Below are 15,103 nucleotides of genomic sequence, written 5' to 3' on the forward strand. Positions count from 1 at the left end.
GCAAAAAATCGCGCTGCCTATAGAGATAGCGCGAGCGTGCAGGTGGCAATTCCTATTGCGTGCCCGAACAGTCAACAGGCGATAGAAAGGTCCTGCTCGCAACCGCCGTATAAACGGCTGGCAGTCTCAACAAGGTGGCTACTCAGTTGCCAGGAAAATCCCAGTTCCAGCAAGCGCGCTTCGAGGTACTCCAATAGCGCATCAAACAGTGCGGGATTCAGCCCCTTGGCGAGGAAGCTTGCACGGCTGCTGCGATCTGGCTCGGGCTGGATAGAGAGCGCGTGGCTGAGGAACCGGGCTTGCCGGTTCAGCTGTTTGCGGTGTTCGCCGATCTCGTAGCTGGTAAGCTGGCGGCCTATGGCCTGGTAGAATTCACTGACTGTGTGGTTGACAAATTGAGCACCACCGACCTGATCCAACAGGCTGTCCATGTCTCCCCCCCCGGCGAGCATTTAGTACTGAAATATAAATTTGTACTGAGCCAAAAAAGAGCGTGATAACGATTCGTGCACAAAGTACGCCGGCTCATTGGCAGTAAGGTTGTAATTGGTGAGGAGCCTAAGACATATTCCCCTGGTATGCCAACTTGCCTAAAGAAAATTGTCATTCTGTTCGACAGGTTGTTCCGGATTTTGTTTTTAAGCACGCCAAATAGAGTATCGGTGTTAACTTGTAGATTTTCTGTCACTTTACATTGTGTTTTATTCTCTCATGATTAGACTGCACGATTGAACCAATTACACATTTTCAACGGGGTGGATTGATTGATGGCAAGTATTTTTTCTCAAATTATCAATGGGGATCTACCGGGACATTTCCTCTGGCGCGATGATAGAGCTGTTGCAATTATGACCATTTCCCCGATTAAACCCGGGCATTGTTTGGTGATTCCGGTGGAGGAAATTGATCATTGGGATGATATGCCGGCCGACCTTGCCGCACACTTGATATTGGTCGCACAAAAAGTCGCCAAAGGCCAGAAGGCCGTTTACTCGCCCAAGCGGGTGGGAATGATGATTGCAGGACTGGAGGTACCCCATACTCATTTGCATCTGATTCCTGTTGATCAACTGGCGGATCTTGATTTCTCTTTACAAGAGCCCGCTACCCCCGAGCAGCTGGCTTTCGAGGCCGGGAAAATCCGCGAGGCGTTGCTTGAGCTGGGTTGCGCAGAGGCGGGGTGTGCATAGTGGGGCTTTCGGCGATTTCCTCTTTTGACCAGATGGTCTCACTATATGGCGGGCCTGGGATTCCGATGGGCTTTTTAGCTGGGGTAGGATTGTCACCCATGCAATAGTGCAGCAGTTTGGGCCGGTTTGTTTTGCTCGAGCCTGCCACTATCCGCATCTGGCAGATATGGTATCTGTGCGGCGTTAACCCGACAGCCTCCTGATTGTCGGGGCCGCAGAATCTCCAATACCGTTCAGAGGGCGCTGCATCCAAACCGGCTTTCCGGGTAGTCTAGTAAAATGTAATACAGATAATGATGAGAACTCCGCAATGACAACTGTGACTAAAGCCTTGCTGGCCCCACTGTTTGCGCTGTTGGCTGTATATTTAGCCTTTAGTGCTCTCGCCCAGGCTCAGGAAATGGATTCCAAGCACTTCGATGTCGATGGATTTACCCGTGTTTCACTCAAAGGCAGCTCCCATGTGGAGGTAATTCAGGGGGAGAATTTTGCCGTGAGTGCCACAGGCCCGACTGTGGCGATGCCCTACGCTAAAGCTGTGGTGAAGGGGGATACCCTGGAGTTGTCTGTAGAGGACAACAGGCAGAAGTGGTTCGGTGTGGTTACTGTCACCTGGGAGCAGGACCAGGAAGTGAAGTTCTCGGTGACCATGCCCCGGGTTGAGGGGATACAGGTTTCCGGCTCCGGTGAAGCCAGCGCAGAGAGGATTGAGGGCGAAAATCTTGACCTGGGGGTCAGTGGCTCTGGCAAAGTGTATGTCAGCAAGGCGGCAGCGGAAACCCTGAGTGCATTTGTCACTGGCTCTGGCGACCTGATTCTGGACAGGGCCCTGGCGATCAACGGTGAAGTCTCCCTAACCGGCTCTGGTGATTTGCATATTGGCAGTATCGCCGGTGAGCAGCTTTCCGCCGAGATCAAAGGGTCTGGTGATATGCAAATCAATGGCCGGGTTGCCGATGTGACTATTCGCATCATGGGGTCTGGGGATTTTGTTGGCCGCAGTCTGCTCGCGGACAGTGCTGGCGGCTCGGTGATGGGCTCTGGGGATATTGTCTTGAAACGTCCGCGCCGAGACGCCTTTTCCGTTATGGGCTCCGGGGATGTTGCACTGATAGATTGACCCCTCCCCTGCAAGCGATAAAGCGCTGCCATTGGGGCGATGCTCCTCTTGCGGGAGTTACCCACGTAAGATCTTTAGTTTTGATTTGGGAAGTTGTCACCCCGATGGAATTGCAGATAACTGAGTCCACACATGAGAATCCTGTGGACTCTGCTGATCAAGATAGTAAGCGCAGCAAGCGCTTCAAGGAAAAGTGGCGTCGCTGGAGGCAGGGCGCGCAGGAAAAGTCCCACTGGGTGGCGGAGCGGCTGATGGATCGCCGGATTTGCGTTGGTGTTACCGGCTTCAGTGGGGCCGGTAAGTCAACCTTGCTCACCAGTCTCATCTACCAACTCAGCCACCCTCAAAAGGCCCAGTTGCCGGGATTTGCCCCTGCGCTTACGGGTGATTTGCTCGGCGCGGAATTAAAGCCCGCCCTCGACTCCGGTCTGCCGCCGTTTGACTATGACGGTTGCCTCAATGCTTTGATGTCACAACCACCCCGTTGGCCGCAAAGCACCCGCGGTGTGTCGGCAATGGAGCTGCACATCCATCTGCGTAACCACCGCCGCTTTCGAGGTGCGGGCACCAAAACCCTGATTTTGGAGCTGCGTGACTATCCCGGTGAATGGTTGATGGACCTGCCACTGCTGCGCATGGACTATCGGGAGTGGTGTCGCCATCAGGCACATATTGTCAATGCCGACTCGCGAGCCAGGTTGGCGCCACAACTGATATCAAGGCTGGCAGCCCTCTGCCCTCAGGCCCCGGCGCAGGAGGCCCAATTGGCGGTGCTCTGGGAGGAATATCGCCAATTTTTGTTGAAATGTCGCACGCAAAGCAAGCTCAGTTATCTGCAGCCGGGCCGTGCATTGCTTGAGAAAAAGGACTACGGGCTGCTGCCCCTGCTCGACCTGCGTGGTTTGAGTGCAGAGGCGTTGGCGGCAATGCCGGACAACAGCAATTACCAGGTCCTGCGTCGACGCTACAAAGACTATGTGCAGGAACAGGTCGCCCCTTTCGCAGAGAGCCATTTCCGTCATCTGGACAGGCAATTGATACTGGTGGATATGATCGGTACGCTGTTCGCAGGGGAGCAGGCCCTGGACGACATGTGTCTGGCGTTCGAACAGATTGCCGATACTTTCCGCTACGGGAAGTCCGGGCGATTCAACAGGCTGTGGCGGCCAAAAGTGGATCGGTTGCTGTTTGCAGCCACCAAGGTGGATCAGGTGCTCGCAGCGGATCACGATGCATTGCGCCAGTTGCTGGGGCAGCAGCTGCAGCAGAGCTTTAGCGGAGCCCGCCACCGGGGCCTGCCCATTTTCAGTGAGGCAATTGCTGCTGTGCGCTGTTCACGGGAGGATCAGCGCAGTGGCCGGCGCATGCTGGTAGGGCACGATCTGCAGGGGCGCTATCTCGGCTTTGAGAACGCAGAAATATTTTCCCAATTGCCAGCGGACCAGGCGGATTGGGGGCACTATACCGGGGCCGCGCCACCGCAGTTGCGTCCACCCCAGGGTATGGCGTCTGGTCATATCCCGCATATTCGTGTGGATGCATTGCTAAATCTGCTGTTGGGAGACAAGGTATGATAAAAGGCGAGAACAAAGAGCCGCTGCGATGCACAACACGAATTGAGCCATTGGAAGAACTGGGAGTGGAAGCCCCACAGCGCGATACAACGCGGGTGGAAACACTGCGTGAGAAGTCTGAGGAGATCCCCAGATCAATTACCACAGGGGAATCCCTGCCGGATCGCATCGCCTTTTCCGAATTGCGTCTGCCGGTGTTTCGGCTGAGATGGCTGAAGCCGGCGTTGTTGTCGGCATTCGGACTGGCGCTGGCAGCCTTGGCCTGGGAGTTGCGCCAGCTATACACTTGGGCGGTGGACAAACACTGGGTCCTCGGGGTTCTTGCCGCTTTGGTGATCGTCGCCTTCGCATCCACCATTGTCAGTTCGGTATGGGAATTCTTTCGAGCCGGGCGGCCTTTGCGCAAACTTGAGAAAAGTCGAGCGATGGCCGTGCAGATGCGTGACTGTCGTAGTCATGAAGAGGCAGAGCTTTTTCGGCGCCAGTTACGGGAGCATTTTGTCGGCAAGCCCCAGGGGATTTTGCTCGACCGGGTGTTGAATGAGGCCCCTGATTACTATGACAGTAGTGAATTGTTGCAGTATCTTGAGGCCGCTTTTCTCGATGCCCTTGATCAAGAGGCGCTGAGACGCGTGGTGCGTCATTCTACCACGACAGGGGCCCTGGTTGGATTAAGCCCTTTTGCCAGTGTCGATATCCTTGTTGCCTTGCGTCAGTCTCTGCGCATGATTGATGATGTGGCGCAAATCTACGGTATACGACCATCAATGGTGGTGCGTTGGCGCCTGTTCAAAAAAGTGCTGGCACTGGTGGCTTACAGCGGCGCCAGCGAGTATGCAATTTCTGAGATGTGGCCCGAGTTGGTTGGAGACAGTATGCTCTCAACCATTTCCGTGCGCTTGGGGCAGGGGGTTGGGGCCAGCCTGTTTGTAGCCCGTATTGGCTTGGCAACCCTGCATGGCTGCAGGCCCGTTCCTTTTGTGGGAAAGCAGGGCCCCCGATTGGCGACGGTGATAGCAAGCATTGGTGCTGGCCTGAAAGAGCGCATGCCGGGGGTTTTTTCGGTAGTTACTCGTGGCCGTTATGGGGCGCAATCTGTGCCCGAGTCGTCGGCGAAAGAGCCTCGAACGGGCCTTGATCTCGGTTAGGCTACCGGGAAGCACCGAAAAACCCTAAGTCCCTCGGTAGGGTGAATACACCACTGGTGGGAGCTCCCCCTTGTGCTTCTATATAAGCATCCGCGCTGGCGATGAACCCGACAATGGTCGGGTTTTGGGGGAATCAGGCCGCGGAGCTTTACCGAAACTGCCTCTGCATCAACATGCGTGTATGATGGCGGTCTAACAGTTGGGCCAGGTCTTTATAACGACGTTTTATGAAGGGGGTTGGGTTGTTGTTTCCGGCATCGTCCTGGTATTCAACACCAGAGCGGACATGCTGCAGCTCCTGGGCTAAGGCATTGATAGCGGTGAAGATGCTCTGTGTGTCATCCTGACTGTGGAACACATGGGTTTTCGAGGTGTCCATCAGGTAGTCATTGCACTCGGTCAGCCATTCCAGTCTCTGCTCCAGAAACCGTACGGTATTACGGATACCACCTTTGTACTCAAGATTGAAGTGCTCGTTGATATACTTGTCCAGGCTGCGCATACCCGAGTCGATAAATTGTTCCACGACACTGTTACAGTAGTCTTTGGTCAAGTAGGCGGGGTGGGTGTTGGCGTAGCTCTGGCTGCTGGCAATAAACAGGATCAATAGTCCAAGGGTTTGCTGAATCGCTCTAATAGGAAAGTTCATGATCTTGCCCAGGAGTTGTTTTTTTAATGATGGTTATTCTATCCGCTAAACAGGCTGTCTGATTTGTGGCTTTGCTTTCGGGCTGTTTTTTGTGACAGTCTTCACATGAATATCTAAAGTGCGAAAGACTGTCAATGGTTATTAAGTATAGAAAGTCATTCTTGTTCCAGGTTGGTTTGAAAGTACAGATTTTTTCGGCTGCCGCTCACAAAGCTGCAGAATATTTGAACGAATGGTAGAGGTTTGTTTTGGCAGAATACGAATTTGATCTTTTTGTAATCGGGGCAGGCTCCGGTGGCGTACGCGCTGCGAGAATGGCCGCGGATCAGGGCATGAAAGTGGCGGTGGCGGAAGACCGCTACATGGGTGGAACTTGTGTCAATGTGGGTTGCGTCCCCAAAAAGCTGTTTGTTTATGCCAGTGGTTACAGCCAGGATTTTGTCGATGCCAGGGCCTACGGTTGGGAAAATCCTGGCGCAGAGCTCGATTGGCCGACGTTGAGGGATAATAACGCAAAGGAAATTGCCCGGCTCAACGGGATCTATCGCAGTCTGCTGGAAAATTCCGGCGTCACTGTGTTTGATGGCCGCGCAAGTATCGTTGATCCCCATCGCGTTGTTGTCAACGAGTGGGCGTTCACAACAAAACGTATTTTAGTGGCGACAGGTGGGTGGCCATTTGTACCGGAGATACCAGGCCGGGAACTTGTGCTGACCTCCAATGAAGTTTTTTCCATGGCAGAGTTTCCCAGGCGAGTGCTTGTGGTTGGAGGTGGTTACATCGCCGTGGAGTTTGCTGGCATTTTTTCGGGCCTGGGAGCGGATACGCACCTCTCTTACCGCCGGGACTTGTTCCTGCGCGGTTTTGATCGTGACATTCGCAATTTTGTACGCGATGAAATGATTAAAAAAGATGTGGACCTGAAATTCAATCACAATGTCAGTGCGATTGAAAAACTGCAGGATGGCAGTCTTCTCGTACATGCTGCAGATGGATCTGGCCTGAATGTCGATATGGTTCTCTATGCCACCGGACGAATGGCTAATACGGCTGGACTGGGCCTGGAGGAGCAGGGCGTTGTCTTGCACAGGGATGGTAACATCTCAGTGGATGATAACTTTCGCACGAGTGTAGATTCCATCTATGCTCTGGGCGATGTCACGGGTGAGCCCCAGCTGACACCCGTGGCACTGGCGGAAGCCATGGCCCTGGTCAAGCACTGGCAAACCGGTAACACGGCTGAGATTGATTACAACAATATTCCAACGGCTGTTTTCTGCCAGCCAAATATTGGAACCGTGGGGCTTTCAGAAGAGGAGGCCAGGGATTCGGGTATTCCGGTAACTATTTACAAGTCCGAATTTCGGCCAATGCGCCATACGATGAGCGGTAATGTTGAGCGAACGCTAATGAAGCTCGTTGTGAACGCCAGTACCGATAGGGTCATTGGTGTGCACATGGTGGGCGAAGATGCCGGTGAGATCATTCAGGGTATGGCGGTGGCCCTTAAGGCGGGTGCGACAAAAAAAATCTTCGATGAGACGATCGGGATTCACCCGACTGCAGCCGAAGAATTCGTCACTATGCGTTCCCCGGTCAGTGCTAAGTGAAGCGACCCGTGAGCTGGAGTTGTTCACCCCTTTGTAAATTTACTGTCGGGGCGAAAGGGAAGAATGCCCCTCTCCCAGGACGCGCTGCGCATACATCCCTGTACGCTCGTAATCGGCATTCATGCCTCATACAGTCCTGGCAGAGGGATATTCTTCCCTCCTGCCTTTCAAGTAAATGAGCGGGAGATGGTTGGTGGCCCGCCTGCGGCTGGTCATTGATACTGAAGAAGAGGCATGCATCTGCACGGCCTCATTCAAATGCTCGATTTCTTCCTTTTCACTACTCTTCAGCAGCTTCGTGAAGGGGTTGATGGCGCCGCGCTTTCTTGCGTTCGCCGCGTTCTTTTAGGCAGCGCTCTGCGGAAGCAAATGTGTCGTTGACTGCCCGGTGAATGGATTCGCTTTCACTGCTGATCGTTACGGGATTGCCACTAATGGCAAGCTCAAGGGAAGCTTTAAATTGTTTGCCTTTGCTCTTGTGTTGGTGGGGGGCTTCAAGCACTACGCGACTATGTATGATGTCGCCACAATAACGTTCCAGCTTATGTAACTTTTTGGATACCGTGCTAGCCAGGGTGACTGATCTGTCGATATCGCGGAACACAATGTTATCGTTAGGCGCTGATTTCATGGGCAATTACCTCCGGTTAAAAGAAACCATGCAGGCCGCTTTTGCGGATTGCTACGAGAAGGAAGGGCGCCCTGGTGGGAGGGGTCGAGTCTGCAGCAGTTGAAGCACCGAGCCGTCAGGAGCGTAACGAAAAGTTGCTGATGGAGCAGCCAGGGTGTTTTACGTCCGGGTCGGGTTTCCGCTGAGTCCAGCGATCTTCTCCCTGATACTCATAATGCTTCCGCTAAAAAAAAAATCAAGCGCTATCGCAGGAAATTGTCACTTAAACTTTAATAACGTACCTTTTTCTTGATTTGCCGCACTCAATCGGACGCATTGACCAAATCGGTACACCAAGTGGATGCAAGGTCATTGCCCACAAGCTGAGGCCCGCGTAAGATTGTCAGTATCGCGCAGTGGTTTCGGGGTTTTGTACAAAAAACAAGCTCTGCGCTTTTATCTTACAAGTAATATGAAATCGGTAAATAGGTTCTGAGAAATGGCGGTAAAGCGATACTGTCTGCTATTTTTGGCGGGCTTGGTAGTTTTTGACGGAGCTGCGGCTCAGTCACAGCCAACCCTGATGGTGGAAAAGAACCGACTGGCGCGACTGGAGCAGTCTCTCGAGAACAAACTGGTGGCACAGGAGGATATTGAAAACGAGCTTCTCTCCTATGAATACAAGCTAGAGCGCGCCAGGGAGTCTCTCGACAGCCTCCACCAGAAGTACGAAGAAAGCCGCCTGGAATTGGATAAGGCGCAACGGAATCACGATTCCAGCCCCAGTCTGGATACACAACGCCAGCTGGCCAAGGCAAAACACAGTTTAGATATGGCCGAGCGAGGCGTTGACAGCCGTACCCGTCGTCTCAAATTTATTCAGGTAAACCACGGGGCGATGCGGGCTAAGCTGGCAGAGGAGGAGCATGCCATCACGCAGACCAGAGCCAGAATTTCGGCACAGCAAGAAACCGTAAACCAAGTGGTGAATGCCATGCTCGCCCAGGCTGAGGAATCCGAGCGGAGGGCTGCCCTGGCGAAAAGTGCTGCCCGCTTGGATAAGCCCGAACTCAAGACCGCGACTCTTCAGGAAGCGCCAAAACCAGAGGTTATGCCTGACCCTGTACCGGTTGCGGTTGAGCGCGAAGTGGATACGGAATTACTGGCTTACGTACAGCGCGAGCAAGAGCGCTTGCGCAAATTGCTGGCGGATAAGAGCGGTGAGAACAAGCAGACGTTCAACAGCCTGGAATTGAGGTCCTCCGGTGGCAAACGCCTGCCGTTTGAGTTCCTGGGGAAAAATCAATACCGCTTGGTGACGACTGTCGATGCAGGCAGACAAACCTATAAAATCAATTCCTGGAAGTTTCGCCGGACCGTCCCGGCGGAAGATGACAATACCCGCTATGTGTTTATTTTTGATGCGCGTCGGCCCTCCCGGCCCCGGCTGGTCATGTACCCCGAATATGCCCTCGAAACGCTGAACTAGGTGTAGATAAGCCTTACTATAACGGTATCCCGCGCAGAAGGGTTTCAAATAGCCGGTGGTAGTGGCTACAGCCCGGTACCGGAACGCTTTTGTATAGGGTGATATTATCCAGAAGCATTGAATAATCCAGGTGTAGCGGCACAAGCCCGCGAAACCCTCCTTTGCGCCGCGCCAAGGTGATATGCGGTCGATAACTGCGCCGCTCCGGCGCCATGCCCAAGTCAATAATGAGTTGCCGGCAGCGTTCATGGAGTTTTTGCAGGTTCGGGTCGCCTATAAGCTCTACTGCCAATGCGTTGGCGTTTTGCGCCGGGAAGGGGCCCAGGGAAAAGAGGTGCCCCGTAGCGCTGCATACTGTCTGTGCAATATTCGCCAGACCCTCCTCTATAAAGGGGATCACATGGTCTGGGGTGTCTCCCAGAAATGCGAGTGTCAAGTGTCGATCACGCGGGCTGGTCCAGTGAGTTTGATCGGGTTGCTTGTGCCAAATTCCAGTCCTGCAATGGCGGACCAATTCATCAAAAAAAACCTGTGACGGACAGCAGGGGCGAATGCCTATAAACAGCCGGGTGGTTGCTTTGTCCATCCTGAACCTCATTTTTGACATGTCATTTCCCGCCCTGGCCCTTGAATGCCATTTTTGTGCCCATATATTCTCATTGTGGATGGTAGCTGACTGCTGAAAGTGCCATCCGTGTAGACGCTCGGGCTCATAGGCGAGCGGAATTTAATATTGCTCTGAATTGAGGATATAACAATGCGTAACTTTGATTTTACCCCCCTGTACCGTTCTGCAATTGGCTTTGACCGCATGGCCAGTCTGCTGGATGCCATGACTTCCGGTGAGCAGAAGCAGCCGGCATATCCCCCTTACGATATTGAGCTAACGGGCGAGGACAGTTACAGAATCAGCATGGCTGTAGCCGGTTTTGAGCAGTCAGAACTGGATATTCACGTCGAGCAAAACCGCCTTGTTGTGAGCGGAAAAAAACCGGAAGAAACTGCACAAAGGAATTTTTTACATCGCGGAATCGCCGCGCGAAACTTTGAGCGTCGCTTTCAGTTGGCCGATCATGTCAAGGTAACCGATGCGAAGCTTGAGAATGGGTTGTTGCATATTGAATTGATGCGGGAAATTCCCGAAGCGATGAAGCCGCGAAAAATTGAAATTGGCGACAGCAGTCTGCTTCAACATGCGGAAAGCGAAAAAAATCCGGTACAATAGACGCCTGATTTGCTCTATCAATGTTCACTGTGCCGCCACACGACGGTACAGTTTTACCACCGCGATACATCTCGCAGCTATTACCAATGTAATCGCTGCGCACTGGTATTTGTCCCGCCTGAATTCCACCTTTCTCCCGCTGGGGAACTGGCCTATTATAACCTGCATGAAAACTCCATGGAGGACAATGGGTATCGTCGTTTCCTCAGCCGCTGTGCCGTTCCTCTTTTAAACGCCCTGCAGGCTAAAAGCGAAGGATTGGATTTTGGGTGTGGCCCAGCACCGTTGCTGGCTAACATGTTGGCCGAGGGTGGACATAGGGTTGAACTGTATGACCGTTTCTATCTTCCTGCGACCGATGCGTTGGCAAAGGAATACGATTTTATTGTAGCCACAGAAGTTGTGGAGCATCTTGCCGAGCCGGGCGCCGAACTACTGAATTTGTGGCAGAGGCTGCGAGGCGGTGGCATCCTGGCGTTAATGACAAAGCCCGTTATCTCTGCAGAGCGTTTTGCCAGGTGGCACTATATCCGGGACCCGACACACATCGGCTTTTTCAGTGCCAGAACATTCCGGTGGTTGGCGCAGAGGTTAGAGGCCGACCTGCAGTTTGTTGACAGCGATGTGTTTTTCCTGCGCAAGTCAGGTGTTTACACGGAATAATTTCGCCCTGACCGTGGTGCGGTATTCGCTCGGGGTGGTAGCGAGGAATTTTTTAAAAAGTGCTGTAAAGTGCCCCATATCCTGATAGCCAACTTTTTCCGCAACCTCATTGACGGACAAATTGCTTGACTGCAAAAGCTCCCGGGCCATATCCACACGAACATTCTGCAAATACTGCAGAGGTGTCTGTCCGGTAGCCAGCTTGAAGCGCCGGTTAAACGAGCGTACGCTCATATCAAATATTTTTGCGACATCGCTCAGGCGTACTTCTGTATTGCAGTGCTCTTTCAGCCATGCCTGTGCCTGCACAATGTCTTCGTCCGGATGCAGTTGCACAGCCCCTTCCGAGTAGGCAATCTCCTTGAAGGGTCGCCGGATTTCGTGGGAAAAGTTGCGTTCTACATGGCTGGCCACGGTGGGCCCATAGAGCTGGCGAATCATATGCACTGTGATATCCGCCAGGGCATTAATACTCGCGGCGCAGAAAAGCCTGTTCGCCTGAGTAATAAAATACTGTCGCTTGAGTTTGACCTCCGGGTAATCCGAGCTGAATTGTTCAAAGTAGTGCCAGTGCGTCGTGGCTGGTTTACCGTTCAGTAGGCCTGCTTCCGCAAGAAAGCAAACGCCGGTGCCCACTGCGTTGATCACAGCTCCCGATGCCGCCTGGGCCCGAAGCCATTTCAAGAGTTGTCCGCTACGCTTTAGTGTGGGGCGTGGATTTCGCCACAGGGCAGGAATATAGATAAGGTCGCTGTCCGGTGCATCGCACAGGGCGGTATCGGGCTTCAAAGCGAAACCGCAGCGGGTATTTACCGAGCTTCCATCAAGACTGGCGGTAACCAGGCGCAGTGGCGCACTCTTGCTTTCCAGGCGGGCGCGACTCTCGGCCCCACGTAGCATTTCAAGAGGGAGAACCGTGCTGGTTGCCAGCATCTGATCGATTAGGAGAAAGGTAACTGTTCGCATTAGAAATCTAAACGTACTTGCGCCATTGGCCAAAACACTCAATTTTTTTGGCCAGTATGCCCATAACTGGGCAGAATCGCCACCCCCTACACTTCCCGCTACCAATTCTTGTAGTTTTTAACATTTGGCTGGAGGTCAGGATGCAGCGCCTTCCCGTAATTACCGCATTTGGCGGCTTTAACCCTGCGGGGCGTAGCTCCTCTCACCGGGGTTACGCCCGCCTAGTGCTGGACAGGCTTAGCCGGAAGGAGCGCATCGAGACGCTTTCCGATTTGGCTGCGTTGATGGGATTGCGCACCGGTACCGCTGCCAGTGGTCCTTTAGGGCCCGATCTTGAGCGCCGCGTATTGCAAGGCACCCTGGTACGGGAACTCGAGGAGCGCTTTTACGATTACCGCAATTGCCATTTCCATCAGGCAGCGAATTTGAGCGATGCCAGTGGCCTGACGTTTGAAATGTCAGCACGGCAGTTACCGCACCCTTTGCCGGATGGGTGGCAAGTGGAGACTGCCGGTGGGGGCAAGGTGCGGGTGACCACCGCGAGCCTCTCGGTAATGCTGGATAGTTATCGGGAAATTCCCGTTGCCTCGGGTGGCCAGTTGCCCACCGGCTTCGAGCCTGGTGAGCAGTACAATTCGCGCTTTCATCCCCGTGGCTTACAACTGGCAGTGCTCGGGGCTTCCGATGCGGTGCAGTCTATGGGGGTCGATTGGGAAAGGGTAGTGGCTGCGGCGGGGCCGGACAATATTTCGGTCTACGCCTCTTCGGCAATGAGTCAATTGGATCCTTTTGGGAATGGGGGACTATTACAGTCCCGCTTGCGTGGATCACGGGTCACCTCCAAGCAGTTAGCGCTCGGTCTGAACAGTATGCCGGCGGATTTTGTCAATGCTTATGTGTTGGGTAATGTGGGATCCACTGGCGCCGTGGCTGGTGCCTGCGCCAGCTACCTGTATAACTTGCGTGCCGGGGTGGAGGATATTCGCTATGGGCGCGCCAGAGTCGCCATTATCGGTGCCGCTGAGGCGCCTTTCGTGCCAGAGGTGGTGGATGGCTATTCGACTATGGGGGCTCTGGCGACGATCGATAACCTGCGCAGGTTGTTTCCCGGGGCGCTGGACCTTCGGCGTACCAGTCGTCCCTTTGGGGAAAATTGTGGATTTACGCTGGGAGAGGGGACCCAGTGGGCTATCCTGATGGACGATTCTCTGGCACTGGAGTTGGGTGCGAATATCCACGGTTCAGTCGCCGGGGTCTTTACCAATGCCGATGGTAATAAGAAATCCATTTCAGCCCCGGGCCCAGGCAACTACTTGACTGTGGCAAAGGCATTGGCGCAAGCTGAGGCGATTGCCGGCAAGGAAAGTCTGCAAAGGCGCAGTTTTGTGCAGGCCCATGGTTCAAGTACGCCGCAAAACCGTGTGACAGAGTCGGCTATTCTCGACCGGTTAGCCGCCACTTTCGGTATTGATCGCTGGCCGGTGTGCGCAGTCAAAGCCTATGTCGGGCATACTGTTGCCGCAGCTAGCGGTGATCAGTTGATTACTGCACTGGGTATCTTTCAGCGGGGTATCTTGCCGGGGATTGTCACTGTAGACCGGTTGGCTGACGATGTTCATTGTAAGAATCTCAATATTTCCCTGGCGCATGTCGAACGAGATCCGAGCACCCTTGATCTGGCACTGCTCAACTCTAAGGGCTTTGGCGGCAATAATGCTACTGCGCTTGTTTTATCGCCTCACCTGACACGTTCCATGATTGAGCGGCGCCACGGCACGAGGCTTGTTGAAGCTTACAGAAAAAGTAATGATGCGGTTGTTGAGAAGGCTGCTGCCTACGATAATCGTGCCTGCCGTGGAGAGTTGGACACTATTTACAAGTTTGGCGAGGCGCTTGTGGACGAGCGCGAGATACGCTTATCGACCGATGCGGTAACCCTGCCGGGCTTCCCAACGGTAAAACTTCCCAAGAGTAATCCTTTTGAGGATATGGTGTAGGGAAGAGGTGGTCGCCCCGTGTTTTAAGCAGTTTGAGGTGTCCGGCTGCAGCAGGGATTGATAACCCCCTTATTTACAGGAAGTAAAATGGTGGATACGGAAGTATGCCATGAGTCGAAGGATAGTAGTGATGTGGGTGTGCGCCTAAAACTGGTGCGCAAAATCTACGGTCTATCCCAAAGAGAATTGGCGCGGCGGGCGGGTGTGACCAACGCCGCTATATCCTTTATTGAGCAGGGGCGTGTCAGCCCATCCATTGGCTCCCTTGAAAAAATATTGGGCAGTGTCCCCATGTCACTGGCCGAATTTTTTTCTCTGCAACTCGGCGAGCCTGGCCAGGTTTTCTTTCGTGCCCGTGAAATGCCGGATATTGGCACCGGGAGGGTCCGCTGCCAGCTTCTCGGCGGGCACCGAGCGGGGCGTTCAATGTCCATACTGCGCAAGGTATTTCCGGTTGGCCAGGACTCTGCATCCAGCCTGTCTATCGCTGATGGCGAAGTGGGGGGTATCGTGGTTGCTGGCGAGTTGGAGGTCACTATCGGCGTTGACTCGGCGCTACTGAGAGTGGGGGACGGTTACTATTTCAGTGGCAGGCGGCCGCATCGATTCCGCAATCGGGGGCAAAATGACTGCATCGTCGTCAGCGCCACGATCCCCATGCCTCCCCGCCTATACAGCCCCTTCCCAGGGCTGGAGGCTGAGCGCATAGGGGATAAATTGTGCCAACCTGCTGATTAATCGGGCAAATCCGGGATAAGCGCTCGCGGTTTTGATTCCCGGCTGGTGTTTTGAGCTGGCCGCTTTCTGTGTTTGGGCGCTGTTGACGCCACTCCATTTGTAAGAAATAGTATTCAAACAATTG

General features: G+C 53.7%; 15 protein-coding genes. 10 read left to right on the forward strand and 5 right to left on the reverse strand.

Going from position 1 to position 15,103, the window contains the following annotated elements; translation table 11 throughout:
* Positions 1 to 71: 71 nt before the first annotated feature.
* The gene (locus ACL7TT_RS00635; RefSeq protein WP_299940834.1) at positions 72 to 431 is read right to left on the reverse strand and encodes a globin family protein; all 360 of its coding nucleotides are present in this window, start codon (positions 429 to 431) and stop codon (positions 72 to 74) included.
* A 336-nt stretch (positions 432 to 767) separates the two neighbouring features.
* On the opposite strand from ACL7TT_RS00635, the gene ACL7TT_RS00640 reads away from it, so the two are divergent.
* The 4 genes from ACL7TT_RS00640 (at position 768) to ACL7TT_RS00655 (ending at position 5,032) form a co-directional block, all read left to right on the forward strand.
* Positions 768 to 1,190 (forward strand): HIT family protein, encoded by a 423-nt coding sequence (locus tag ACL7TT_RS00640; protein ID WP_413392302.1) that lies wholly within the window; start codon positions 768 to 770, stop codon positions 1,188 to 1,190.
* Between the two features lie 310 nt (positions 1,191 to 1,500).
* Complete coding sequence (locus ACL7TT_RS00645; RefSeq protein ID WP_413392304.1) at positions 1,501 to 2,310, forward strand: GIN domain-containing protein; 810 nt, start codon at positions 1,501 to 1,503, stop codon at positions 2,308 to 2,310.
* 143 nt (positions 2,311 to 2,453) lie between these two features.
* On the forward strand, positions 2,454 to 3,884 hold the full coding sequence (locus ACL7TT_RS00650) for a YcjX family protein (RefSeq protein ID WP_413392306.1): 1,431 nt from the start codon (positions 2,454 to 2,456) through the stop codon (positions 3,882 to 3,884).
* On the forward strand, positions 3,881 to 5,032 hold the full coding sequence (locus tag ACL7TT_RS00655) for a TIGR01620 family protein (protein WP_413392308.1): 1,152 nt from the start codon (positions 3,881 to 3,883) through the stop codon (positions 5,030 to 5,032). The genes ACL7TT_RS00650 and ACL7TT_RS00655 overlap by 4 nt, the downstream gene beginning before the upstream one ends.
* Positions 5,033 to 5,180: 148 nt before the next feature.
* On the opposite strand, the gene ACL7TT_RS00660 is transcribed toward ACL7TT_RS00655, so the two are convergent.
* Positions 5,181 to 5,681: a hypothetical protein gene (locus ACL7TT_RS00660; protein WP_299940823.1), complete on the reverse strand. Its 501-nt coding sequence runs from the start codon at positions 5,679 to 5,681 to the stop codon at positions 5,181 to 5,183.
* 248 nt (positions 5,682 to 5,929) lie between these two features.
* Here ACL7TT_RS00660 and gorA point away from each other — a divergent pair, with 248 nt between their 5' ends.
* Positions 5,930 to 7,291 carry a glutathione-disulfide reductase gene (gene gorA, locus ACL7TT_RS00665; RefSeq protein WP_413392310.1) on the forward strand — a complete coding sequence of 454 codons (1,362 nt, stop codon included), beginning with the start codon at positions 5,930 to 5,932 and terminating at the stop codon, positions 7,289 to 7,291.
* A 280-nt stretch (positions 7,292 to 7,571) separates the two neighbouring features.
* On the opposite strand, the gene ACL7TT_RS00670 is transcribed toward gorA, so the two are convergent.
* Positions 7,572 to 7,922, reverse strand: a complete 351-nt coding sequence (locus tag ACL7TT_RS00670; RefSeq protein WP_413392312.1) for an HPF/RaiA family ribosome-associated protein — start codon at positions 7,920 to 7,922, stop codon at positions 7,572 to 7,574.
* 478 nt (positions 7,923 to 8,400) lie between these two features.
* Between ACL7TT_RS00670 and ACL7TT_RS00675 the strand changes: the two genes are divergently transcribed.
* A complete protein-coding gene (locus tag ACL7TT_RS00675) occupies positions 8,401 to 9,390 on the forward strand; it encodes a hypothetical protein (RefSeq protein ID WP_413392314.1) in 990 nt (329 codons plus the stop codon).
* Positions 9,391 to 9,406: 16 nt separating this feature from the next.
* Here the strand turns inward: ACL7TT_RS00675 and thpR are convergent, their stop codons facing one another.
* Positions 9,407 to 9,997: an RNA 2',3'-cyclic phosphodiesterase gene (thpR, locus tag ACL7TT_RS00680; protein ID WP_413392316.1), complete on the reverse strand. Its 591-nt coding sequence runs from the start codon at positions 9,995 to 9,997 to the stop codon at positions 9,407 to 9,409.
* Positions 9,998 to 10,147: 150 nt separating this feature from the next.
* Between thpR and ACL7TT_RS00685 the strand changes: the two genes are divergently transcribed.
* Together ACL7TT_RS00685 and ACL7TT_RS00690 are read left to right on the forward strand one after the other, a co-directional pair.
* Positions 10,148 to 10,615 (forward strand): Hsp20 family protein, encoded by a 468-nt coding sequence (locus tag ACL7TT_RS00685; protein WP_413392318.1) that lies wholly within the window; start codon positions 10,148 to 10,150, stop codon positions 10,613 to 10,615.
* A 9-nt stretch (positions 10,616 to 10,624) separates the two neighbouring features.
* Positions 10,625 to 11,278 (forward strand): class I SAM-dependent methyltransferase, encoded by a 654-nt coding sequence (locus ACL7TT_RS00690; protein WP_413392320.1) that lies wholly within the window; start codon positions 10,625 to 10,627, stop codon positions 11,276 to 11,278.
* Here the strand turns inward: ACL7TT_RS00690 and ACL7TT_RS00695 are convergent.
* Positions 11,258 to 12,244, reverse strand: coding sequence for a GlxA family transcriptional regulator (locus ACL7TT_RS00695; protein ID WP_413392322.1), 987 nt, complete (start codon positions 12,242 to 12,244; stop codon positions 11,258 to 11,260). The genes ACL7TT_RS00690 and ACL7TT_RS00695 overlap by 21 nt on opposite strands.
* A 140-nt stretch (positions 12,245 to 12,384) precedes the next feature.
* Here ACL7TT_RS00695 and ACL7TT_RS00700 point away from each other — a divergent pair, with 140 nt between their 5' ends.
* Entirely contained in the window at positions 12,385 to 14,241 is a 1,857-nt protein-coding gene (locus ACL7TT_RS00700) for a beta-ketoacyl synthase (RefSeq protein WP_413392324.1), read from the forward strand.
* An 87-nt stretch (positions 14,242 to 14,328) separates the two neighbouring features.
* Positions 14,329 to 14,979 carry a helix-turn-helix domain-containing protein gene (locus tag ACL7TT_RS00705; RefSeq protein ID WP_299940798.1) on the forward strand — a complete coding sequence of 217 codons (651 nt, stop codon included), beginning with the start codon at positions 14,329 to 14,331 and terminating at the stop codon, positions 14,977 to 14,979.
* The last annotated feature ends 124 nt before the right edge of the window (positions 14,980 to 15,103 follow it).

This window comes from Microbulbifer jejuensis (genome assembly GCF_047289955.1).
Taxonomy (GTDB): Bacteria; Pseudomonadota; Gammaproteobacteria; order Pseudomonadales; family Cellvibrionaceae; genus Microbulbifer.